Annotated in this window: 22 protein-coding genes; 1 reads left to right on the plus strand and 21 read right to left on the minus strand. The window is 66.2% G+C overall.

Going from position 1 to position 22,603, the window contains the following annotated elements; all coding sequences use genetic code 11:
- Nucleotides 1-151 precede the first annotated feature (151 nt).
- From AC1D09_RS06625 to gabT, 11 genes are all read right to left on the minus strand, one after another.
- Entirely contained in the window at nucleotides 152-1,690 is a 1,539-nt protein-coding gene (locus AC1D09_RS06625; RefSeq protein ID WP_477663418.1) for a sensor histidine kinase, read from the minus strand.
- Nucleotides 1,671-2,372 carry a response regulator gene (locus AC1D09_RS06630; RefSeq protein ID WP_477663419.1) on the minus strand — a complete coding sequence of 234 codons (702 nt, stop codon included), beginning with the start codon at nucleotides 2,370-2,372 and terminating at the stop codon, nucleotides 1,671-1,673. Before AC1D09_RS06630 ends, AC1D09_RS06625 begins: the two co-directional genes overlap by 20 nt.
- Nucleotides 2,373-2,410: 38 nt before the next feature.
- The gene (locus AC1D09_RS06635) at nucleotides 2,411-3,889 is read right to left on the minus strand and encodes an NAD-dependent succinate-semialdehyde dehydrogenase (protein WP_477700980.1); all 1,479 of its coding nucleotides are present in this window, start codon (nucleotides 3,887-3,889) and stop codon (nucleotides 2,411-2,413) included.
- Between the two features lie 214 nt (nucleotides 3,890-4,103).
- Nucleotides 4,104-5,186, minus strand: coding sequence for an ABC transporter substrate-binding protein (locus AC1D09_RS06640; RefSeq protein ID WP_477700981.1), 1,083 nt, complete (start codon nucleotides 5,184-5,186; stop codon nucleotides 4,104-4,106).
- A 17-nt stretch (nucleotides 5,187-5,203) separates the two neighbouring features.
- Complete coding sequence (locus tag AC1D09_RS06645) at nucleotides 5,204-5,485, minus strand: cupin domain-containing protein (protein WP_477664717.1); 282 nt, start codon at nucleotides 5,483-5,485, stop codon at nucleotides 5,204-5,206.
- Nucleotides 5,482-5,877: a nuclear transport factor 2 family protein gene (locus tag AC1D09_RS06650; RefSeq protein WP_477664716.1), complete on the minus strand. Its 396-nt coding sequence runs from the start codon at nucleotides 5,875-5,877 to the stop codon at nucleotides 5,482-5,484. The genes AC1D09_RS06645 and AC1D09_RS06650 overlap by 4 nt, the downstream gene beginning before the upstream one ends.
- Before the next feature lie 35 nt (nucleotides 5,878-5,912).
- Nucleotides 5,913-6,740: an ABC transporter permease gene (locus tag AC1D09_RS06655; RefSeq protein ID WP_477664715.1), complete on the minus strand. Its 828-nt coding sequence runs from the start codon at nucleotides 6,738-6,740 to the stop codon at nucleotides 5,913-5,915.
- 69 nt (nucleotides 6,741-6,809) lie between these two features.
- Nucleotides 6,810-8,063 carry an ABC transporter permease gene (locus AC1D09_RS06660; RefSeq protein WP_477664714.1) on the minus strand — a complete coding sequence of 418 codons (1,254 nt, stop codon included), beginning with the start codon at nucleotides 8,061-8,063 and terminating at the stop codon, nucleotides 6,810-6,812.
- An 18-nt stretch (nucleotides 8,064-8,081) separates the two neighbouring features.
- Entirely contained in the window at nucleotides 8,082-9,119 is a 1,038-nt protein-coding gene (locus tag AC1D09_RS06665; protein ID WP_477664713.1) for an ABC transporter substrate-binding protein, read from the minus strand.
- A gap of 71 nt (nucleotides 9,120-9,190) precedes the next feature.
- The gene (locus AC1D09_RS06670; protein WP_477664712.1) at nucleotides 9,191-10,276 is read right to left on the minus strand and encodes an ABC transporter ATP-binding protein; all 1,086 of its coding nucleotides are present in this window, start codon (nucleotides 10,274-10,276) and stop codon (nucleotides 9,191-9,193) included.
- 26 nt (nucleotides 10,277-10,302) lie between these two features.
- Nucleotides 10,303-11,595 carry a 4-aminobutyrate--2-oxoglutarate transaminase gene (gene gabT / locus AC1D09_RS06675; protein ID WP_477664711.1) on the minus strand — a complete coding sequence of 431 codons (1,293 nt, stop codon included), beginning with the start codon at nucleotides 11,593-11,595 and terminating at the stop codon, nucleotides 10,303-10,305.
- Between the two features lie 183 nt (nucleotides 11,596-11,778).
- On the opposite strand from gabT, the gene AC1D09_RS06680 reads away from it, so the two are divergent.
- On the plus strand, nucleotides 11,779-13,194 hold the full coding sequence (locus AC1D09_RS06680; RefSeq protein ID WP_477664710.1) for an aminotransferase-like domain-containing protein: 1,416 nt from the start codon (nucleotides 11,779-11,781) through the stop codon (nucleotides 13,192-13,194).
- A gap of 32 nt (nucleotides 13,195-13,226) precedes the next feature.
- Here AC1D09_RS06680 and AC1D09_RS06685 read toward each other — a convergent pair whose 3' ends face one another.
- The 10 genes from AC1D09_RS06685 to AC1D09_RS06730 form a co-directional block, all read right to left on the minus strand.
- The gene (locus AC1D09_RS06685; RefSeq protein ID WP_477664709.1) at nucleotides 13,227-13,895 is read right to left on the minus strand and encodes a GntR family transcriptional regulator; all 669 of its coding nucleotides are present in this window, start codon (nucleotides 13,893-13,895) and stop codon (nucleotides 13,227-13,229) included.
- Nucleotides 13,858-14,865, minus strand: coding sequence for a branched-chain amino acid ABC transporter permease (locus tag AC1D09_RS06690; RefSeq protein WP_477664708.1), 1,008 nt, complete (start codon nucleotides 14,863-14,865; stop codon nucleotides 13,858-13,860). The genes AC1D09_RS06685 and AC1D09_RS06690 overlap by 38 nt, the downstream gene beginning before the upstream one ends.
- 4 nt (nucleotides 14,866-14,869) lie before the next feature.
- Complete coding sequence (locus AC1D09_RS06695; RefSeq protein WP_477664707.1) at nucleotides 14,870-15,772, minus strand: branched-chain amino acid ABC transporter permease; 903 nt, start codon at nucleotides 15,770-15,772, stop codon at nucleotides 14,870-14,872.
- A 63-nt stretch (nucleotides 15,773-15,835) separates the two neighbouring features.
- A complete protein-coding gene (locus AC1D09_RS06700; RefSeq protein WP_477664706.1) occupies nucleotides 15,836-17,038 on the minus strand; it encodes an ABC transporter substrate-binding protein in 1,203 nt (400 codons plus the stop codon).
- A 59-nt stretch (nucleotides 17,039-17,097) separates the two neighbouring features.
- Nucleotides 17,098-17,823 (minus strand): ABC transporter ATP-binding protein, encoded by a 726-nt coding sequence (locus AC1D09_RS06705; protein ID WP_477664705.1) that lies wholly within the window; start codon nucleotides 17,821-17,823, stop codon nucleotides 17,098-17,100.
- The gene (locus tag AC1D09_RS06710; protein ID WP_477664704.1) at nucleotides 17,816-18,574 is read right to left on the minus strand and encodes an ABC transporter ATP-binding protein; all 759 of its coding nucleotides are present in this window, start codon (nucleotides 18,572-18,574) and stop codon (nucleotides 17,816-17,818) included. The genes AC1D09_RS06705 and AC1D09_RS06710 overlap by 8 nt, the downstream gene beginning before the upstream one ends.
- Before the next feature lie 18 nt (nucleotides 18,575-18,592).
- A complete protein-coding gene (locus AC1D09_RS06715; RefSeq protein ID WP_477664703.1) occupies nucleotides 18,593-19,885 on the minus strand; it encodes an FAD-dependent oxidoreductase in 1,293 nt (430 codons plus the stop codon).
- The gene (locus AC1D09_RS06720) at nucleotides 19,882-20,163 is read right to left on the minus strand and encodes a 2Fe-2S iron-sulfur cluster-binding protein (RefSeq protein ID WP_477664702.1); all 282 of its coding nucleotides are present in this window, start codon (nucleotides 20,161-20,163) and stop codon (nucleotides 19,882-19,884) included. Before AC1D09_RS06720 ends, AC1D09_RS06715 begins: the two co-directional genes overlap by 4 nt.
- Before the next feature lie 192 nt (nucleotides 20,164-20,355).
- The gene (locus AC1D09_RS06725) at nucleotides 20,356-21,489 is read right to left on the minus strand and encodes a branched-chain amino acid ABC transporter substrate-binding protein (RefSeq protein ID WP_477664701.1); all 1,134 of its coding nucleotides are present in this window, start codon (nucleotides 21,487-21,489) and stop codon (nucleotides 20,356-20,358) included.
- Nucleotides 21,490-21,527: 38 nt separating this feature from the next.
- On the minus strand, nucleotides 21,528-22,442 hold the full coding sequence (locus tag AC1D09_RS06730; protein ID WP_477664700.1) for a dihydrodipicolinate synthase family protein: 915 nt from the start codon (nucleotides 22,440-22,442) through the stop codon (nucleotides 21,528-21,530).
- Nucleotides 22,443-22,603 lie beyond the last annotated feature (161 nt).

Below are 22,603 nucleotides of genomic sequence, written 5' to 3' on the forward strand. Positions count from 1 at the left end.
CGCTCGGGAAATGCGGCCTGGGGGCGTTCGGGCTGGAGGGGATGTTAGGAAGCGAGGCTTCCAATCGGCTTTCGTTTTGCGCGGCCGGGGCCAAAATACGTGTTATCACTAACGGGTAGGAACCCGCTGGTGCGGCCCCCGGCGCGGGCTGTCAGCGCTGCGGCGAGGGCGCCAGCGGCAGGCGCAGGACGGCGCGCAGCCCGGTACCGGAGGCCGGGTCGGCCAGCTCGATGTCGCCGCCGTTGCGCCTGGCGTAGGCGCGCGCGATGGACAGGCCCAGTCCGGCGCCGCGCGAGCCTTTGCCGGCGCCCGGACCGGCCGAATGAAAGCGCTCAAACACCTGGTGGCGGCGCGCCTGGGCAATGCCGGGGCCGTTGTCGCGAACCTCGGCCAGCGCCATGCCGTCCCGGCTGCCCGCCATCACGGTGATCTGGCCGCCGGGCGGCGTGTAGGCGATGGCGTTGTGCACCAGATTGGAAAGCGCCTCGTGCAGCTCGGGCTCCCGCGCCAGCACCGGGACCGCGGCCGCCGGCGCATCGTCCGCCGCCGCCGTGTCCGCTGAATCCCCGCGGGCGTCCACCCAGCCCAGGTCCAGGTTTTTTTCATGGGCCAGCGCCAGGTGCTGCAGCACCACCTCGCGGGCGACGGCGTTGAGGTCGACCAGGGTGGGCGTGCCGGCGGGCGGGGCACTCTCGCTCGCGTGGGCCAGCGAGAGCAGCTGCTCGCACAGGCGCCGGCTGCGCGCGATCTGGGCGACCATTGCGCGCAAGGTGGTGTGAATCTGCTCGGTATCCTTCTCGCGCAGCGCCACGCCGGCCTGGGTCAGCATGATGGCCAGCGGTGTGCGCAGCTGGTGCGAGGCATCGGCCAGGAACTGCGACTGCTGCTCGAGCAACTCGCGGTAGCTGGCCAGGTGCTGGTTCAGGGCCTCGACCAGCGGCGCCACCTCATGCGGCACGCCGCTGGTGTCCAGCGGCTTGAGCTCGTCTCCCTTGCCCTGCAGCACCGACTTGCGCAGGCGCTCCAGCGGCTGCAGCGACCAGGTCACGCCCAGCCAGACCAGCAGCACCATCACCAGCACCATGCGCGCGTCGCGTATCAGCTCCTGCCGCAAGGTGGCGTCCTGCGCGCGGTCGCGCGGGACCGTGCTTTCGGCAACCTGGACCAGCAGGCTGAAGGGCCGGCCCTGCCCATCCCGCACCTGGCTGCGCAGCGCCACCATACGCACCGCATGGCCCGCGTGGAAGCTGTCGTACCAGACGGGCGAGCCCGCGGCGGGGGCGTCGGCCCCGGGTGTTGACAGTTCGGGCGGCGGCGCCGGCAGCTCTGTTCCGCCCAGCAGGGTGAGTCCAGGTGGGTTGGTGTTGCCGGCCTGTGCCGGCGCCTGGGGCAGGGGCACCAGGCTCACCTGCAGGTATTTTTGCAGGGGATAGTCCGCGCCGAATATGGCTTGCACCCCGGCCGGCGTGTTCAGCCGCAGCGAGCCGTCCCGCGCCGGTGTCACGCTGCTTTGCAGCGCGTGCGCGGCCTCCAGCATGCTCTGGTCGTAGGCCTCCTGCACCTGGTTTCTGAGGGCGCTGTAGTCGTTCCAGCTGTCCAGGGCCAGCAGGCCCAGGATGGCCGGCAGCAGCAGCGTGAGCAGGCGCGCGCGTATGCCGAAGCGGTCGGGGTCAGTGCGCAGTATCTTCATGCGCGGCGCTCTCCGGCGCGATGGCCTCCAGCATGTAGCCCAGGCCGCGCACGGTGACGATGCGCACGTCGCCGCCTTCAAGCTTGCGGCGCAGCCGGTGCAGCACCAGCTCGATGGCATCGGGGCCGGCGTTGCTGTCGGCCGGGAAGACCTTGCCCGAGAGCTGCGATTTTTCCACCGGCGTGCCGCTGCGCGCCAGCAGCACGGCCAGGGCCGCGCTTTCGCGCGGCGTGAGCTGCAGCAGTGTGCCGCCCAGCGTGAAGGCGCGGCTGTCATGCGGGCACGAGAGGGACCCGCACTGCAGCGGCGCGTGGGAACGGCCGCGGCTGCGCCGCACCAGCGCGGCGAGGCGGGCCTCGAGTTCCTCGATGGCAAAAGGCTTGCTCAGGAAGTCGTCGGCCCCGACGTTCAGGCCCTTGACCCTGTCCTGCAGCGAGCCTTGGGCGGTCAGCACCAGCACGGGTGTGCGGTTGCCGTCCTTGCGCAGCTCGGCCAGCAGTGCCAGCCCGTGTTTGTCGGGCAGGCGCAGGTCAAGCACCACGGCGTCATAGTCGTTGCCGGCCAGCAGCGACTCGGCGGTGGCGGCGTCGGGCGCGTGGTCGGACACATAGCCGCTTTGCTTGAAGGCGCGCAACAGCCACGCCGCCATTTCGGCTTCGTCTTCAACAAGCAGCAATCGCATAGGGGCGTGGTGGGCGGGCGAGTGTAGGGGGAACCAGTTTAGCGCTGGATGTCGCCCAGGCACAGGTACTTCATCTCGAGGTACTCGTCCATGCCGTGGCGTGAGCCCTCGCGGCCCAGGCCCGACTGCTTGACGCCGCCGAAAGGTACGTGCTCGGTCGCGATCACACCCGCGTTGATGCCCACCATGCCGTATTCCAGCGCCTCGGCGACGCGGTAGATGCGGCCTATGTCGCGGCTGTAGAAATAGCTGGCCAGGCCGAACTCGGTGTTGTTGGCCGCGTCAATCGCCTCCTGGTCGTTCTTGAAGCGGAACACCGGCGCGAAGGGGCCGAAAGTTTCTTCCCTGGCGCAGAGCATGTCGGCGGTGGCTTCGGAGATAACGGTCGGCTCGAAGAACTGGCCCTTGATCTTGTGGCCGCCGGCCAGCAGCTTGCCGCCCTTGGCGAGGGCGTCGTCCACATGGCGCTGCACCTTCTCGACGGCGGCGTCCTCGATCAGCGGGCCTTGCACCACGCCGTCCTCAAAGCCGTTGCCGACCTTGAGGCCCTTGACCTTGGCAGCGAATTTCTCGACGAACTGGTCGTACACGCCGTCCTGCACATAGATGCGGTTGGCGCAGACGCAGGTCTGGCCGGCGTTGCGGTATTTGCTGGCCATGGCGCCTTCGACGGCGGAGTCCACATCGGCGTCGTCGAACACGATGAAGGGCGCGTTGCCGCCCAGTTCCAGCGCGAGCTTCTTGACGCTGGGCGCGCTTTGCGCCATCAGGATGCGGCCGACTTCGGTGGAGCCGGTGAAGCTGATGTGGCGCACCACGTCACTGGCGCAGAACACCTTGCCCACGGCGATGCTGTTGGCGCTGTCGGCCGTGAGCACATTGAGCACACCGGCCGGGATGCCGGCGCGCACGGCCAGCTCGGCGGCGGCCAGGGCGGTCAGCGGCGTGAGCTCGGCCGGCTTGATGACCACCGGGCAGCCGGCGGCCAGGGCCGGGGCCACCTTGCGGGTGATCATGGCCAGCGGGAAGTTCCAGGGCGTGATGGCGGCGCACACGCCGATAGGCTGCTTGATGACCATCAGGCGGCGGTTGTTGTCGAACTGCGGCAGGGTTTCGCCGTTGACGCGTTTGGCTTCCTCGGCAAACCACTCGACAAAACTCGCGCCGTAGGCGATTTCGCCCTTGGCCTCGGCAAAGGGCTTGCCCTGCTCGGCGGTCATGATGCGGCCCAGGTCTTCCTGGTTGGCCATCAGCAGCTGGAACCACTTGAGCAGGATGGCGTGGCGCTCCTTGCCGGTCTTGCTGCGCCAGGCGGGCCAGGCGGCGTTGGCGGCGGCGATGGCGGCTTCCGCGTCCTGCGAGCCCAGGTTGGCCACGTCGGCCAGCTTCAGCCCGGTGGCCGGGTCGTTCACGTCGAACCGGCCCTTGCCCGCAACCCATTGGCCGTTGATCAGCGCATCGGTCTTGAGGAGGCTGGGGTCTTTGAGCAGGGAAATGGGGGAAGTTTTCATGTCCATGAGCGGGAATCCTTAAAGCGGGGGAGGAAAGAAGGAGGAATGCAGAAGGAGAGCGGAAAGCCGAAGCGAAAAGAGAGGGAGCTATTGGATGATTTTGACAGCATTCGAGTGGAAGCTGCGGGCGGCAGGCGTGTATGCGACCCGGGGAAAGGGTTTCAGCGCGTAGGGCGCTCGAAGAGCGCCAGAAGTGTCAAAGGCCTCCTGGCGTGCGGCGCTATTTCATGTTCTGGGCAAACTGCTTTTCCAGCGCCGCCCCGCCGGAGCGTGTCCAGAAGGCGGGGTCAAAGGCCAGGGAGCGGCGCATGTTGCCGGGCGCCGAGGGCAGGTCGCTGCCTGCCATGGACAGGTCCGTGACCGGTGCGCTGGCAGCCGGGCGGCTGCGGCCGGTGTCATAACGCAGGATGGCGTTGAAGTGTGTGGGGCCGTAGGGAATCTCGCGCGAAAAGGCCAGTTGCGCTTCTTCCGAGGTGGCGAAGCTGATGAAGGCGCGTGCCAGATCCAGCCTGGGCGTGCCCTTGATGATGACCCAGTAATCCAGCTCGTACACGGCGTCGGCCCATGAGATGGCCAGCGGGCTGAGGCGTTCGCGGTTGGCCGCGGCGATTCGGCCGTTGAAGGCGGTGGACATTGTGGTCTCGCCGGAGGCCAGGCGCTGGGGCGGCTGGGAGCCCGACTCCCACCAGATGATATGGGGCTTGAGCTGCTCGAGCTTGGCCAGGGCGCGCCTGGCGCCCGCTTCGGTGGCCAGCAGGGTGTACACGTCGCGGCGATGCACCCCGTCGGCCATCAGTGCGATTTCCATGTTGTAGCGCGCGCCCTTGCGCAGGCCCCGCTTGCCGGGAAAGCGCTTCACATCCCAGAAGTCCTGCCAGTTTCGTGGCGCTTCCTTGAAGCGGCCCGGTTCGTAGGCCATGACGGTGGCCCACACAAAAGCGCCGACGCCGCACTCCTGCACCGTGCCCGGCAGCAGCATGCCGGCGTGCGGAATGGTGCCGCGGTCCATGCGTTCGAACAGGCCGGCATCGCATCCTGCTTTCAGGTCGGCGGATTCCACTTCGGCCACGTCCCACTCGTTCTTGCGTTCCTTGACCATGTTGCGAATGGCCGGGAGGTCGCCGGGATATTCAACCCCTCTGGCTTCGGTTTTGTAGGCCGCCTTGAAAGGCTGGATGAAGGCCGCGTCCTGCGCCTTGCCGTTGGCCCCGCCGAAGTTGGCGACGGTCAGTCCTTGCGCCGGCGTTTGAGCGGGGGTCTGGGCTTGTGCCGGCAGCACCAGGCTGAAGACTGCAACAAGCATGGATAGATGATGCGCTTTCATGGGAGCATGCCTTTCAATTCGATTTCCACAAACCGGAATTCGTTCGTGCCTGTGTTGATGACGTTGTGCGCCACGCCCGCGGGCCGCGCATACGCTTGTCCCGCGCACAGGGTGACGTCTGACCCGCCTATGCCCAGGGTGCCGTTCGTCAGTGGTACCACCACGTAGGGACGGGTGTGGACGTGATGGCCCGTCTCGGCGCCCGGCGCAAAGCGCCATTCGGTCACGACGACCCGCTCATCGTCGACATGCATGAGTGCGGTGGCTTGGAGCGTCATGGTGCGCTGCCCTCCAGGTAGAAGGCCTTGGAGGTGATGCGCCAGCCCTCATCGGTGCGAAGGTAGCCCAGGTGGTCGACAAACACTTTCTGGTTGATGCGCACTCGCACCTTGACCATGGCCTGCCGGCTCGACACCACGTCGATCAGCAGGATTTCCTGCTCCCGCGGCGCGCCTGAATTCATCGGAGAGATGCGGGTCGCCAGAATCTCCCGGTAGGCCGAGGTGGGCCATACCACCAGCGCATCATCCGTGAAGCCGTGGAGTTGCGCCGTGGGATGAAAGACGTTGTCGAACTGCGCGACGTCGCAGTCGTACATGAGTTGGAAATATCGCTCGACTGCGGCGGGCAGGTTGCCGATGACCTCGGCCCGGGTGTTGTGTTGCTGCATGCTTATCCTTTAATGAAGAAGAGGCCGCAGTGCGGTCAGCGGCGCCGCCCGCGCAGCCACTCCAGCAGCAACAGGAGGGTGGTCGTGAAAATGATCAGCAAGGTGGCCACCGCCGCGATCGTTGGGGAGATGTTTTCCCGGATGCCGTTAAACATCTGGCGGGGCAGGGTAGCCTGGTCCGTGCCGGCCAGGAACAGCGTGACCACCACTTCGTCAAAAGAGGTGGCAAATGCGAACAGCGCGCCGGAGATCACGCCCGGAGCGATGACCGGCAGTGTGATCCTGAAGAAGGTTCGCAAGGGCGTTTCGCCAAGGCTCAGTGATGCCCTGACCAGGTTGTGGTTGAAACCCGCAAGCGTTGCCAGCACGGTGGTGAGCACGAAAGGCGTGCCCAGCGCCGCGTGCACGGCGATCAGGCCCAGGTAGCTGTCGGCCAGGCCGAGCGGCGCGAAGTAGAGATAGGTTGCCACCCCCACCACCACAATGGGCACCACCATGGGCGCGATGAGGATGCCCATGAGCAGGCTCTTGAAGCGAAAGTGCGTGCGCGACAGGCCCACTGCGGCCATCGTGCCGAGCGTGGTGGCGATCAGCGTGGCGGCGGGCGCCACGATGAAGCTGTTTTTCGCGGCGCGGGCCCATTCGGGTGAATCCATCAGGTTGCGGTACCACTTCAGGGACCAGCCCGGGATGGGATAGGCCAGGAAGGAACTGTCGGAAAACGACAGCGGCACCACGACCAGGATAGGCGCCAGCAAAAAAGCCAGTATGGCCACGCAAGCCGCGCGCACCAGCCACCAGCCGGCTTTGTCGGCCGTGGTGGCATAGCGCGGGAAGGCGGGGCCGGTGATGATTTTGGGCATGGTGGATAAAGGTGCGAAGAGGTACGAAAAGATGCGGGACGGAGCTGAAGGTTGCGTCGTGAAAAGGCATCAACCCATGCTGAGCTCGGCCTTGCCGATGCGCCGGTAGACGCCGTAAAGAACCATGGTGGCGGTCAGCAGCAGCGCGCCCAGCGCGCAGGCCATGCCCCAGTTGACCTGCACATTGGTGTACCGCGCGATGTAGTAGCTCAGCATCTGGTCGTCCGCACCGCCCAGCAGGGCAGGGGTCACGTAGTAGCCGATGGACAGGATGAACACCAGCAATGCCCCGGCGCTGATGCCCGGGTAGGTTTGCGGCACGTAGACGCGAAAGAATGCGGCCAGGGGCGCGCTGCCCAGTGAAACGGCGGCGCGCACGTAGGTCGGCGGCACGTTTTTCATCACGCTGTACAGCGGCAGGATCATGAAGGGCAGCAGGATGTGCACCATGGCGATCACCACGCCGGCGCGGTTGAACAGCAGCGGCAGCGGGCTGTCTATGAGGCCCATGCCCATCAGCCCGCGATTGACCAGGCCCTCGGACTGCAGCAGCACGATCCAGGCAGCTACCCGGACCAGGATGGAAGTCCAGAAGGGCACCAGCACCAGGATCATCAGCAGGTTCGCCTTGCGCGCCGGAAGCGAAGCCAGCCACCAGGCCAGGGGGTAGCCCAGCGCCAGGCAGAAGAGCGTGACGATAAAACTGATCTGGAAGGTGCGAAGCAGGATGGGGCCGAAGGCGCGCAGCTCGGGCGGCATGCGCTCGATATCGCCCTGGCTGCCCCGCCGCAGGTCCACCGATGCCAGCAGGTAGTCGGGCGTCCAGCGGGAACCGTTTTTGGCGATCGCTTGCCAGAAGGGCGGGTCTGCCCAGCGCGGATCGAGCTGAAGCAGCCTGTCCCGGATTTCCTCGGCTGAACCTGTGATGGGCAAGGCGCGAAACGCGCCCATGACCAAGGAGCGAGCGCCGGGCACTTCAGAGTTGAGCCTTCGCGCAAGCGCACCGGCATCGGAGCTGTCTGAAAGGTGGCCCAGGTCTTGCACCAGCGCCGCATAGCTTGCGGCGGCCGGTGGCGCCTCGGGGTTCCAGCCCTCAAGGCTTTTCACCGTCCGGGGCAGCGCTGTCGCCACCTCCGGGTTTTCAACGGCGCGCTGAAGCAGCGCCGCGATAGGAATGAGCAAGGTCAGCAGAAGAAACACCAGCAGGGGCACTGTCAGGGCGAAGGCGCGCCATTTGCGCCGCGCCTCGGCCCGCGACAGCGCCTGGCGCAGCGCGCGGGCGTCTTCGCCCGTCAGGGCTGCTTTGCTGGTGGAACTGGTCATGCTGGCTTGCTCCGGGTTTTACTGCGTGGCCCAGGCGGCGAAACGTTTTTCCAGCGCTTCGCCCTGGTCGGCCCAGAAGCCGACGTTCATCTGGATGGCTTCTTTGGCGTTGGCCTGCGAGGTCGGCAGGTCGTCCAGCACCTTTTTGTCCAGCTTGGCCAGAGCCTTGGTATTGACCGGGCCGTAGGCGATGTTCTGCGCGTACACGGCTTGCGTGGCGGGCTGGCTGGCGAAGGCGATGAATTTCATCGAGGCGTCCTTGTTCGGTGCGCCTTTGGGGATGACCCAGTAGTCCAGGTCGTAAATGCCACCGGGCCAGTAGATCTTCAGGTTGCGGCCTTCGCGGTTGGCGGCGTCGATGCGGCCGTTGTAGACCGTGCTCAGGGCGACGTCACCGGCCACCAGGAATTGCGCGGGCTGGGCGCCGGCTTCCCACCACTGGATGCTGGGCTTGAGTTCGGTCAGCTTGCGGAATGCGCGATCCGCGCCATCCTTGGTGGCCAGGACCTTGTAGACATCGGCCGGCTTGACGCCGTCGGCCATCAGTGCGAACTCCAGGTTGTAGCGTGCGCCCTTGCGCATGCCGCGCTTGCCGGGAATCTTTTTGGTGTCCCAGAAATCAGCCCAGCTGGTGGGGGCGGACTTGACCTTGTCGGCGTTCCAGGCCATGACGGTGGACCAGACAAAAACGCCGACGCCGCAGTCGTGCACGGCGGCGGGAAGGAAGTCCGCCTTGGCGCCGATCTTGCTGAAGTCGATCTTTTCGAACAGGCCTTCGTCGCAGCCACGCTGCACGTCGGGCGACTCGACCTCGACCACGTCCCAGGTGACCTTCTTGGTCTCGACCATGGCCTTGATCTTGGCCTGCTCGCCGTTGTATTCGCCGGCGATGACTTTGGTGCCCGTCTTTTCGTAAGGCTCGTAATACGCCTTCTTTTGCGCGTTGGCGTTGGCGCCGCCGAAGTTGATGACGGTGATCTGCTGCTGCGCCAGGGCTGGCAGGGCCAGGCAAGAAGCCGCCGTGATGGCGATGATGTTTTTCTTCAGGGTAGTCATGGGGTGAGTCCTCGGTGGTTGATGAAAGAAACGCGTGAAAAAGAAAGGCAAAAAGTGTGGTGCGGGCGCGGTCAGGTGCCGTAAATCCGCGTGAATGCCGCGGGGAATTCCAGGTGAACGGCCTCCCCGGGCTGCGGCGACGCCAGGCCGTCCAGCGCGATCAGGGGCAGCTTCACCGTGGCTTCCGCCTGGCCTTCGCCAAGGTCGCAGAGCAGGCGCAGGTGGTCACCGAAATAGATGACCCGCGCGACGCGCGCGGCGAGCACGTTCGCCAGCGCGGGCAGGGGCTGGCGGTGCAGCACGATGCGCTCGGGCCGGATGTAGGCCTCAACCTGCGCACCGGCAGGCGCCTGGTTGACGTTGATGCCGCCCAGGACGCGGCCGTCCGGCAATTCGATGCCGGCGGTGCCGGCTTTGCCCTTGAGTACCGTGCTGTCACCGACGAAGCCGGCGACAAAACGGTTGGAGGGCGTCTCGTACAGCGCCTCCACAGGGGCCAGTTGCTGGATCACACCATCGTTGAACACCGCCACGCGGTCGCTCATGGTCAGCGCTTCGCCCTGGTCGTGGGTGACGTAGACAAAGGTCACGCCCAGCTGCTTGTGCAGTTCTTTGAGCTCGATCTGCATGTGCTCGCGCAGCTGCTTGTCGAGTGCGCCCAGGGGCTCGTCCATCAGCACGAGCTGGGGCTCGAACACCAGTGCGCGCGCCAGGGCCACGCGTTGCTGCTGGCCGCCGGAAAGCTGGCCGGGCAGGCGGTCGGACATGCCCGACAGGCGGACCATGTCGAGCGCGCGCTGCACGCGGCTTGCCTGGTCGGCCTTGGAGACCTTGCGCACCGTGAGCGGGTAGGCCACGTTCTGTCCCACGGTGAGGTGCGGGAAGAGGGCGTAATTCTGGAACACCATGCCGAAGTTGCGCTTGTGCGGCGGGGTACCCGTGATCTGCGCGCCGCCCAGGAAAATCTCGCCGGCCGTGGGGGACTCGAAGCCGGCAAGCATCATCAAGGTCGTGGTTTTCCCGGAGCCCGAAGGGCCCAGCAGGCTCAGGAACTCCCCGCGATGGATGTCGAGGTCAAGCTGCTGCACGACAAGCTGCTCGCCGTCATAGGTTTTCTGCACGCCTGCAAAGCGTACGAGGACATCGTGATCAGTCATCGTTTTTCCTGAGCTGGTCACGGAGATCAACGCGTTGCGGCGAAGCTGTCGGCCAGGATTTTCAGGCCTTCGTCGAGCAGCGCGTCGGGCGCCGTGAGGGGAACGAGAATGCGGATCACATTACCGTAGGTGCCGCAAGAGAGCAATATCAGCCCGCGCCGGGCGGCCTCGGCCACCACGCGCTTGGTCAGTGCCGCGTCAGGGCGGGCGAGGTCCCCGTTTTCGAAGAGCTCTATGGCGATCATGGCGCCCAGCCCGCGCACGTCGCCTATGGACTTTTCCGTTTCGGCGATGGCGCGCAGGCCTTTGACCAGGTGGGCGCCCAGAGTTTTGCTGCGATCCAGCAGCTTTTCTTCCTGAAAGGCCTTGAGCACGGCAAGCGCCGCGGCGCAACCTACGGGGCTGCCGGCATAGGTGCCACCCAGGCCGCCGGGGCCGGGGGCATCCATCACCTCGGCGCGGCCAACCAGGCCCGAGATGGGGAAACCGCCGGCCATCGATTTGGCGATGGCGATCAGGTCGGGGGCCACCGGCCACTGTTCGCTGGCGAACCAGGTGCCTGTGCGTCCCGCGCCGGTCTGGACCTCATCGGCGATCAGCAGGATGCCGTAGCGGTCGGCCAGCGCCTTCAGGCGGCTGATGAATTCGGGCGGGGCGACGTAAAAACCGCCTTCGCCCTGCACCGGTTCAATGATGAAGGCCGCCACGCGCTCGGGTTCGACGTCGTTCTTGAGGATCTGCTCCACCGAATGCAGCGCCTGGTCGATGCTCACGCCGTGCAGGGCGTTGGGGAATTCGGCGTGGAAGACTTCGCCGGGGAAGGGGCCAAAGCCCAGCTTGTAAGGCGCCACCTTGCCGGTCATGCCCAATGTCATGTTGGTGCGGCCGTGGTAGCCGCCGGTGAAGGCGACGACGCCGGGGCGCTTGGTGTAGGCCCGCGCCACCTTGACCGCGTTCTCGACCGCCTCGGCGCCGGTGCTCAGCAGCAAGGTTTTTTTGGCGAAGTTGCCGGGCGCCAGGGCATTGAGCTTTTCCGCCAGTTCGACATAGGGCTCATAGGCGACGACCTGGAAGCAGGTGTGCGTGTAGAGGTCGAGCTGGGCCTTGACCGCGGCGATGACTTCGGGATGCAGGTGGCCGGTGTTGAGCACGGCGATGCCGCCGGCGAAGTCGATGTAGCGGCGGCCTTCCACGTCCCACAGTTCGGCGTTTTTCGCCCGGCTGGCAAAAATCTCGTGTGCCTGGCCGACGCCGCGCGTCACGGCGGCTTGGCGGCGCGCCATCAGGGCGGCGTTGGTGGTAGTCTGGTTTGGCTGCATGATGAAGGTGGTTTCAAGGTTTAAGTAGGGAACGGGGTGGACTTTAAAATTCGGCGCCAGCCCAGTCCATGTACAGCTTTGCGTGCTTTCCAGCACACTGTGCGGGTCTAGAATCCTGTACATGGATTCCCCAACCCGGTGCATGAGGATTGCGATGCACAATCTGCCTTTTTTGGTTTTTTGATGCTCACACTGCGCCCGGAACTACAGACGCCCCTGGTGAGCCAGATCGTTGACGGCCTGCGCGGCATGATTGCCGGGCAGGCGTTGAAACCGGGGGTCAAGCTGCCTTCCATCCGCGGTTTTGCCGCCATGCATGGCGTCAGCGTCTTCACGGTGGTGGAGGCCTACGACCGCCTGGTAGCCCAGGGATGGCTTGTTTCCCGGGCCAATGCCGGGTTTTTCGTCAAGCGCCGGGGTGACGAGGGGGCATCGGGCACGCCCTATGCGCAGCCCCCGCAGCCGAAATTCGACGCGCGCTGGTACCTCAAGCAGATATTCGAAAACCGCAACCTGCCGATGAAACCCGGCTGCGGCTGGCTGCCCCACGATTTCCTGTTCGGGGACGCGCTGCGCCGCAGCATGCGGCAGCTGTCGGTGGACGGCTCTTCCCTGGAGGGTTACGGCCTGCCCCATGGGCATATGGCGCTGCGCATGGTCATCGCGGAGGCCCTGGCGGAAAACCAGATACCGGTTGAGGTGAGCCAGGTGCTGCTGACGCAGGGCTCCAGCCAGGCGCTGGACCTGGTGGCCCGGCAACTCCTCAAACCAGGTGACACCGTGCTGGTGGACAACCCGGGTTATCCCAACCTGATGTTCATGCTGCGTTTCCTGGGGGTCCATCTGGTGGGCGTGCCGCGCACCCCCACAGGCTACGACCTCGCCGCGCTGGAGGCGCTGCTGGCCGAGCACAAGCCCAAGGCCTTTTTCACGCAGCCCCGCCTGCAGAGCCCGACCTGCTCGATCGCCTCGGCGGCCCATCTGCACCGCCTGCTGCAGCTGGCCGAGGCGCATGATTTCACGCTGGTGGAAAACGATATCTACGCCGACATGGACCCGACCTCGCGCTCCACGCTGGCCAGCCTGGACCAGCTGCGGCGCGTGGTGTACATCGGCAGCTTTTCCAAAACCATTTCCCCGAATCTGCGCGTGGGCTACCTGCTGGCGCGGGGCGACCTGATCGAGGACCTGGCCCAGCTCAAGATGATTTCCGGGCTGACGTCCTCGGACATCGCCGAGCGGCTGACCTTCGGGGTGGTCACCGACGGCCGCTGGCGCAAGCACCTCAAGTCGCTTCGGGAAAAGCTGGCCCTGGCGCATCGCAAGACCGAAAAGAATCTAACCAGCCTGGGATTCGAGCTGTTCCATGAGCCGGGGGCCGGCATGTACCTGTGGGCCCGGCATCCGGACCTTCCGGACGGCGCCGTGCTGTCCAAGGAGGCGACGCCCGAGGGCATCATGCTCGGGCCGGGGCAGCTGTTCCTGCTGGAGCCCCATCCCACGGGGTGGCTGCGCTTTAACGTGGCCTTCAGCGACGACGAGCGCATATGGCGCTTTTTGGCCCAGCGCATCGAGCTGGGCCAGCAAGCCGCCCAGTAGCCGGCCGGTAGCCGCCTGGCGGCCGGGGGCCGTCAGATCTCGATGACGCGGCGGGCAAAGCCCTCAAGATAGTCCATGAGCTTGTTGGCGCCCAGCACCGCGGCGGCCTCGTCGCCCGTGGCGATGCCCTGGGCCAGCTCCATGTGAAAGCGCGCGCCTTCGGCGATCTCGCCCTCGTGCTGGTAGGCGTACCAGAAGCGGCGGCATTGCACGATCAGCGGCACCACGCTCTTGACGGCCGAGCTGTTGCGGCAGGCCTCGTGGTTGACTAGGTCCAGCTCGTGGTCGGCCGCCATATAGGCCTCGAGGTTGGCGCGCTCGGCGGCCTTGACCATCTTGGCCGCGCAGCCGACGATGGCCTTGCGCTGGGCCGCTGTGGCGCGGCGCGCCGAACACGCGGCGATCACGCCCTCGAGCACACGCCGCGTGAGGATCACGTCCAGGTGGTCGGCCAGGTCGATGTTGGAGACCAGCAGGCCGCGCCGGGGCTGCTGCACGATCAGGCCTATGGAGACCATGCGCAGCAGCGCCTCGCGCACCGGGGTGCGGCCCAGCTGGGTGCGCTGGGCCAGGTCGGCCTCGACCACGGGCGCGCCGGGTTGCAGCTGCAAGGTGGCGATCATGGCTTCGATCGCGTCATAGGCGACGTCGGCGGCCCGGCGTTTAGGGGCTGTTGGCGGTGCGGTCGTGGACAGGGACATGGTGTTGTTGGGCATCTCGGCGTTGCAGCAGGGCCTGCCATTCGCCGACCAGGCCGCGCCGGAAGAACGATACACAGACGATGAAGGTCAGGCCTATGAGCACGGTTACCACGCCGCCCAGGGCGGCGAGGTGGTTCTGCAGGCTGACCACCAGTGTGGAGCCTACCACGGGCCCCCAGCTGGTGCCTAGCCCTCCGAGCAGCGTCATCAGCAGCACTTCGGTCGAGGTGCTCAGCATCACGTCGTTGAGCGCCGACAGCTGCAGCACCAGCGCCTTGAGCGAGCCGGCCAGCCCGGCCAGCGCGGCCGACAGCATGAAGGCGTAAAGCTTGCAGCGGTCGGTGTCGTAGCCCAGCGAGACGGCGCGCGGCGCGTTGTCGCGCAGCGCCTTGAGCGCCTGGCCGAAGGGCGAATGCACGATGCGGTGTATGGCCAGGAAGGCCGCCACGAACACCGCCAGCGTGAAGTAGTACATGTTGTTGTCCACCGAGAGGTCGACCAGGCCCAGCAGCTTGCCGCGCGGTATGCCCTGCATGCCGTCCTCGCCGCCGGTCCAGGGGATTTGCACCGCCAGGAAGTAGGCCACCTGCGAGAGTGCCAGGGTGATCATGGCGAAGTAGATGCCGGTGCGGCGTATCGCCAGCGTGCCTATCAGCCAGCCTATGGCGGTGGCCACGGCCATGCCCGCCAGGATGGCCAGCTCGACGGGAAAGCCGGCCGCGCCGAAGCGGATCATCAGGATGCCCGTGGTGTAGCCGGCCCAGCCGAAGAAGGCCGCGTGGCCGAAGGACACCAGCCCGGTGAAACCGATCAGCAGGTTGAAGGCCAGCGCGAACAGCGCGTAGCACAGCACCTTCATGATAAAGACCGGGTAGGCGATTTCGGGGAAGGCCGGCACCAGCAGCGCGGGCAGCAGCAGCGCCAGCAGGATGCGCACGGGCATGGGGATGTGGGTGAGCAGGGATTTCATGGCTTCAGTGCTCCTTGCCGAACAGGCCGGCGGGGCGCGTGAGCAGCACCACCGCCATGATGACGAACACCACCACGGTGGAGGCCTCGGGGTAAAACACCTTGGTGAGGCCCTCGAGCAGGCCCAGGGCCAGGCCGCTGACCACGGCGCCCAGGATGGAGCCCAGCCCGCCTATCACCACCACAGCGAACACGATGTTGAGCAGGTTGGCGCCCATCAGCGGGTTGACCTGCATGATGGGTGTGGCCAGCACGCCGGCGATGCCGGCCAGGCCCACGCCGAAGCCGTAGGTCAGCGTGATCATCAGCGGGATGTTGACGCCGAAGGCCTGCAGCAGCTTGGGGTTCTCGGTGCCGGCGCGCAGCAGGGCGCCCAGCCGGGTTTTCTCGAACAGGAACCAGGTGCAGCCGCAGATCAGTATCGAGGCCACCACCACGAAGCCGCGGTACAGCGGCAGGTACATAAAACCCAGGTCGACGCCGCCCTGCAGCAGCGCGGGCGGGTCATAGCTGGCGCCCGAGATGCCGTAGAAGTGGCGGAACACGCCTTCGAGCACCAGCGAGACGCCGAAGGTCAGCAGCAGGCCGTAAAGGTGGTCCAGGTGGTAGAGCCGCTTGAGCAGGGTTTTTTCAAGCAGCACCCCCAGGCCGCCGACGATGATGGGCGCCAGCACCAGCGCCGCCCAGAAGTTGATCTTGAACTCCGGGCCCAGCAGCAGCGGCAGCTGCGAAAAACCCATCCAGGCCAGGAAGGCGGCCACCATGAACTGCGCGCCGTGCGCGAAGTTGATGATGTTGAGCAGGCCGAAGATGATCGCCAGGCCCATGCTCAGCATGGCGTAGAAGCAGCCGTTGATCAGGCCCACCAGCAACTGGGCCAGCAGGGACTGCATCGGGATGTCAAACATGATGTGTGTTTCGTCGGTGGCGCGGCGGCCGCCCCCTGGCATGCCGCCGCGCGCGGGATGGAGTTACTTGCCGGCCTGGCAGGCGGGGTTGATGGGCGGGAACACGTCGGCGCCCTTGAGCACGGACTTGACCTTGTAGTAGTCCCACGGCGCCTTGGACTCGGCCGGCGTCTTGACCTGCAGCAGCAGCATGTCGTGCACCAGCGCGCCGTCCTCGCGCAGCTTGCCCTTGCGGATCACCGCGTCGTCGATGGTCATCTTGCGCAGCTGCGCCATGACGGCCTTGGCCTCGTCGGTGCCGGCGGCCTGCACGGCCTTGAGGTAGTTCAGCGTGGCCGAGTAGACGCCGGCCTGGGCGGCGGTAGGCATGCGTTTTTGTATCTCGAAGAACTTCCGGGACCAGGCGCGCGAGCGCTCGTCGTAGTCCCAGTAAAAGGCTTCGCTCAAATACATGCCCTGCGCCTTGTCCAGGCCTATGCTGTGCACGTCGGAGATATAGGTCAGCAGCGGCGCGACCACCTGCTTGCGTGTGATGCCGTATTCATTGGCCTGCTTGATGGCGTTGACCGTGTCGTTGCCGGCATTAGCCAGCGCGATGACGTCGGCCTTGGAGGCCTGGGCCTTGAGCAGGAAGGACGAAAAATCGTTGCCGGGGAAGGGGTGGCGCGAGCTGCCGACCACGCTGCCGCCGTCGGCCTTGATGACCTCGGTCGCGTCTTTTTCGAGCGAATGGCCGAAGGTGTAGTCGGCGGTGACGAAGTACCAGGTCTTCTTGCCTTCCTTGACCAGCGCGCGCGCCGTGCCGGCCGCCAGCGCGTAGGTGTTGGTGGTCCACTGCGCGGTCAGCGGCGTGCATTTTTCGCCGAGGATGGCGGTGGCCAGGCCCGAGGAGGGCATGACCACGCGGTTTTTCTGCCGGGCGATTTCCATCACGGCCAGCGCGGTGGAGGTGGTGGGGAAGTCCGTCACCATGTCGACCTTGCCCTGGTCGAACCAGCCGCGCGCCAGGTTGGCCGCCACGTCGGGCTTGTTCTGGTGGTCGGCGAAGACCAGCTCGACCGGCTTGCCCAGCACCTTGCCGCCCATCTCCTCGATGGCCATGCGCGCCGCCGTGACCGAGCCCTGGCCGGACAGGTCGGAATAAATGCCCGAGAGGTCGTTGAGCACGCCTATCTTCACGACGTCATCGCTGACCTGGGCGTGGACGGAGAAAGACGAAAGGGCCGCGCAGGCCGCCAGGCAGACGGAGAGTTTGCGAAATTGCATAAAGGGCTCCATGGGTTAAGGAAAAAAGCAAAGGGAAGGGGAGGGGCGGGGTGAAAAACTCAGATGCCAAGCAGTTCGTCAAGCCGGCTTTGCCGGGATTCGACCTCGCGCTGCGCCATGACTTCGACGACCTGTCCGTGCTCGATCACGTAGTGGCGGTCCGCCAGGTGTTTGGCGAAACGGAAGTTCTGCTCCACCAGCACGATGGTGAAGCCGCGCGCCTTGAGTTCGCGTATCACCTGGCCGAGCTTTTGCACGATCACGGGCGCCAGGCCTTCGGTGATCTCGTCGAGCAGCAGCAGCTGGGCGCCGGTGCGCAGGATGCGCGCCATCGCGAGCATCTGCTGCTCGCCGCCCGACAGCCGCGTGCCGGGGCTGTTGGCGCGCTCTTTGAGGTTTGGAAACATGGCGTAGATCTGCTCCAGCGACATGCCGCCTTCGCCGACCTTGGGCAAGAGCAACAGGTTTTCCTCGGCGGTCAGCGAGGCATAGATCCCGCGCTCCTCGGGGCAGTAACCGAGGCCCAGGCGGGCGATGCGGTGCGGCGGCAGGCCGATGGTTTCCTTGCCCGCCACGCGTATCGAGCCGGTGCGCTTGCCGACCAGCCCGAGGATGGCGCGCAGCGTGGAGGTGCGGCCCGCGCCGTTGCGGCCCAGCAGGGTGATGCATTCGCCGGCCTTGACGTCCAGGTTGATGCCCTGCAGCACATGCGATTCGCCGTACCAGGCGTGCAGGTCGCGGATGGTGAGCATGGCCTCGCCGGTGGGGTGGAGGGGTTCAGGCATCTTCTTCGACTCCCATATAGGCTTCACGCACGGCCGGGTTGGCCGAGACCTCGGCATAAGGGCCCTCGGCCAGCACCTCGCCGCGCTGCAGCACGGTGATGGTGTCGCTGATGTCGGCCACCACCTTCATGTTGTGCTCCACCATCAGCACGGTGCGCTGCGCGGAGACCTGCTTGATCAGTTGTTTGATGCGGTCCACGTCCTCATGGCCCATGCCCTGCGTGGGCTCGTCGAGCAGCAGCAGTTCCGGGTCCAGCGCCAGCGTGGTGGCGATTTCCAGCGTGCGCTTGCGGCCGTAGGGCAGGTCGCCGGCGAGCAGCGCGGCAAAACGCGCCAGGCCCACCTGCTCGAGCAGGGCCATGGCCGGCTCGTCGAGCTTGCGCATGGCCGCGATCGACTGCCAGAAGTGGTATTCCACTCCCAGCTTGCGCTGCAGCGCGATCTTGACGTTCTCCAGCACCGTGAGCTGCGGGAACACGGCCGAGATCTGGAAGGAGCGCACGATGCCGCGGCGCGCGGTCTGCGCGGGTTTTTCCTGCGTGATGTCGGCGCTGTTGAAGAGGATTTTTCCTTCGGTCGGCGTGTGGAACTTGGTCAGCAGGTTGAAGACCGTGGTCTTGCCGGCGCCGTTGGGGCCTATCAGCGCGTGTATGCTGCCGCGCCGCACGCGCAGGGCGACGTTGCGCACGGCGACAAAACCGCGGAACTCCTTGGTCAGCCCCTGTGTTTCGAGAATGATGTCCTGTGGCATGGTGGTGGGTGGGTGCTTTCAGTCAGGGGTGTGGGGACTTGCCAGCGTGGCGATGCGCGCGGGCGACAGCGGCGGCCTGGGCGCGGGCGGCGTCCAGCCGAATAAAAAATTCGCCGCCGCGCCGCAGACGCGGCCCTGGCAGGCGCCCATGCCGCAGCGCGTGTGCAGCTTGGCTTCCGTCCAGCCGCCGCAGCCGGCCAGCGCGGCCTGCGTCACGTCTTCGCAGCGGCAGACCAGGGTCTCGGGCCGCGCCAGGGTCTTGAGCGAGGGCGCCAGCGCGAAGTGCCGCTGCAGCTGTCCGGCAAAGGCTTGCCAGTGCGCGCGTTCCGCGTGGTGGCGCTGCGCGGCGGCGCTGTCCCCGATGGCGGCCAACCCGGCGATGCGGCCCTGCGCGAGCGCGCGCTCACTGCCGCCCACGCCTGTGCATTCGCCGGCCGCGTAGACACCGGCCACGCTGGTCGCCTGCAGGCCGTCAACGGCCAGGGCCTGCGCGCCGCCGCCGGCCGGCGCCAGCGCGCAGCCCAGCAACTGGCCCAGCTCGGTGTTGGGCACCAGGCCGAAACCGCAAGCCACGCGATCACAGGGAATCTGGGTTTCGTGGCCGGCATGCAGCAGGCGCGCGGACTGCACGCGGCCCTCGCCTTGCGCCGAGACCACGCGGGTGCCGGTGCGGTAGCGCGCGCTGGCCAGGCCCAGGGCTTGGGTCGCCTTGCCGGGCCAGCGCAGCAACTGCGCCGCAAAACCCGCGACGGCCGGCAGGCCGGCCTGCTCGGCGATGCGGACCACTTTGGCGCCGGCGCGCCGCGCCGTGTCGGCGGCCACCAGCAGCAGCGGGCCGCTGCCGGCGATCACGATGCGTTCACCCTCCACCGGCAGGCCGGCCTTGACCAGGGCCTGCAAACCGCCGGCGCCCGTGACGCCGGGCAGCGTCCAGCCGGGGAAAGGCAGCAGCAGCTCGCGCGCGCCCGTGCACAGGATCAATTTGTCATACGGCTGAACCCAGCCTTGTTTGGCGTCTTCCAGCAGCAGCGCGCCGCTGCCAGCCAGGCTGACCACGCGCGTGCCGCAGAGCAGGCGCACATTGGCGCAACGCGCCAGCGCCTCGCGCATGCGCAGCGCCTGCGGCGTCAGATGGGCGCCGGGGCCATCGCGCCAGATCTGGCCGCCCAGGACCGGGTTGTCGTCCAGCAGCGTGATGCGGGCGCCGCTGGGCGCGGCGGCCAGCGCGGCCGCCATGCCGGCCGGGCCCGCGCCGACGATCAGCAGCTCGCACGGGGGTGCAGGGGGTGGGGGCTTGCCAGCAGCGTTCATGGATTCTGTCCTTCCGCTTGAAGTCCGGTGTCCACGCGCAGGCCGTCGCTGCACAGGGTCTGGCAGGCCAGGCGGCGCCGGCCATCGATGTCGACGCGGCATTCCTGGCAGATGCCCATGCCGCAGAACGGCGCGCGGGCTTCGCCGTGCACGGAGCGGCGTGCCACGCCCATGCACGCGGCGTCGGCGATGCGCAGCGCCGCGGCCACGGACGTTCCCGTCTTGACCGACAGTGGCCGGCCGTTGACGTGGATCGTCACGGTGCCTGGTGTTTTCATGGCTGTGCGGTTTTGGCAAACCGCCGGACGGCATTCGGCGTGGGATCGAGGGCGGGCGTGGCACAGCGCATCTGCGCGGCCGGCCACAGGCCCTCACCCCAGGGATGGCGGCTGAGAGGAGGCAGGCTGTCGGACCTTGCGTCGCTCATGGCATTGCCCGTCATGGCCGTGTCCCGGTGGTGCGGACCGTGTTCAGTAGCTCGCCAGCGCCGTGGGCTGGGCATTCCTGAACGTGAATACCGTGATGGGCGCCTGCGTCATGTTGCCCTTGTCGTCATAGGTGTAGGTGCCGGCGACGCCCTTGTAGCTGCCCTTGTAGATTTCGGCGCCGACCTTGGCCACGTCGATGGAGTCGGCCTTGCGCATGGCCTCGCCGATCAGCATCGTCTGGTCATAGAAGGAAGCGCCGTAGGCGTCCGTATCGAGGTTGAAGCGCTTTTTGTATTTGGCCTTGAAGGCCGGTCCACCTGCGGCCTTTTCCAGCATGGAGCCGCCTTGCGCGCAAAAAACCGTGTCGTTAACCGCTTCGCCGCCGAGCTTGCCCATTTCGGGGCTGCAGAGCGTGTCGCCGCCCAGCAGCTTGGCGGACAGGCCCAGCTGTTTCATCTGGCGCACCATGGGCGCGGCCTGCGGTGCGTAGCCGCCGAAGAAGATGGCTTCCGGTTTCTGCGCCTTGAGGTTGGTCAGGATGGCAAGGAAATCCACGGCCTTGTCGGTCGTGAACTCCTGCCCGACCACGGTGAGGCCCTGCTTTTTGGCTTCCTTGACGAATTCTTCCGCAACGCCCTGGCCGAACGCCGTGCGGTCGTCAATCACGCCGACCTTGCTGACCTTCAGGACCTTGGCGGCATACACCGCCATGCTGGAGCCGATCTGTGTGTCGCTGGCAATGATCCGGAACAGGTTTTTGTAGCCGCCCTGGGTGACCTTGGGGTTGGTGCCCACGGTCGACATCATGGCGCCACCTTCGCTGTATACCCGTGATGCGGGAATCGCAACGCCCGAGCAATAGGGGCCCATGATGTACTTCACTTTGCTGTCGACGAGTTTTTGGGCTGCGGCCACGCCGGCCTTGGCGTCGCACTGGTCGTCCTCCGACTGCAGTTCGAACTTGAGTGTCTTGCCACCCACCACCATTTTTTTGGCATTGAGTTCTTCGACCGCCAGGCGCACGCCGTTTTCGTTGTCCTTGCCGGCGAACGCGTTCGGCCCCGAAAGCGGGCCGGTGTGGCCGATGGCCACGACCTGTTCCTGGGCCTGTGCCGCTGAGGCCAGCGCGATGGCTGCGATGCCGATCAATGAAACGATGCTGTTGCGATGTGTCATGGGTGTCTCCTCGGTGCTGGTTGCGGGGTTGGAAAAATTTACGGGGCGGACTGGTACTGCGCCGGCCGCGTGGCCAGGGCTTTTTTGACGATGGCTTCGACGAATTCGCGCTCGGCGCCTACCAGCGGCAGGCGCGGGCGGCGCATGTGCTCGGTGCCCACGCCGACCAGGGCGTCGATGAGCTTGAGGTTTTGCACCAGCTTGGTGGAGACGTCCAGGTGCAGCATGGGCGTCATCCACTGGTAGAGCTTGAGCGCCTCGGCGAATTTGCCGGCCTTCATGAGGTCGTACAGCGCCACGGTCTCGCGCGGGAAGGCGCAGCCCACACCGGCCAGCAGGCCGTCGCAGCCCAGCGCCAGGCCTTCGTAGGCCAGGTCGTCCACGCCCAGGAAGAGCTGGTAGCGCTCGCCCACCGTGTTGCGCAGGTCGGTGATGCGGCGGATGTTGTCGGTGCTCTCTTTGATGGCGACCAGCCATTCGCAGTCGGCCAGCTCGGCCATGTGCTCGGGCTTCAAGTCCACCCGGTAGGCGACCGGGTTGTTGTAGATCATGACCGGCTTGCGCGCGGCCTCGGCCATGGTGCGCACATTGAGCATGGCTTCGCGCGCGTCGGCCACGTAAATCACCGAGGGCATGACCATAAAGCCGTCCACGCCGAGCTGGTTGGCGCCGGCGATGTAGCGCAGCGCCTCGCGGGTGCTGGTTTCCGACACATTGGCCAGCACCGGGATGCGGCCTTTGCTGGCGTCCAGGGCGATCTTGGCGACCTGGAGCTTTTCCTCCAGCGACAGCGTGCTGGCCTCGCCCAGTGAGCCGCAGGTCACCAGGCCGTGGATGCCGTTGCGGATCTGGAAGTCGATGTGCCGGGCCGTGCCTTCGGCGTCAATGCTTTCGTCGGCGTGGAATTTGGTGGTGACGGCGGGAAAAATGCCTTGCCAGCGGGGGTTGTTCAAGGGAGTGCTCCTGAGGATGGGGGATGAAAAAGGGCTTGGATGTAAATATATTAAGAAGATATTTAAATTATCTTTATAGGGTATTAAGCAGCTTGCGTGCCAGCGGATTTGGCGGTAAAGGAGGGCTGGATGCCTGGTTTTGGGGCCGCCATGCGGTGCGG

The sequence above is a fragment of the Polaromonas sp. P1_A2 genome (assembly GCF_056406895.1).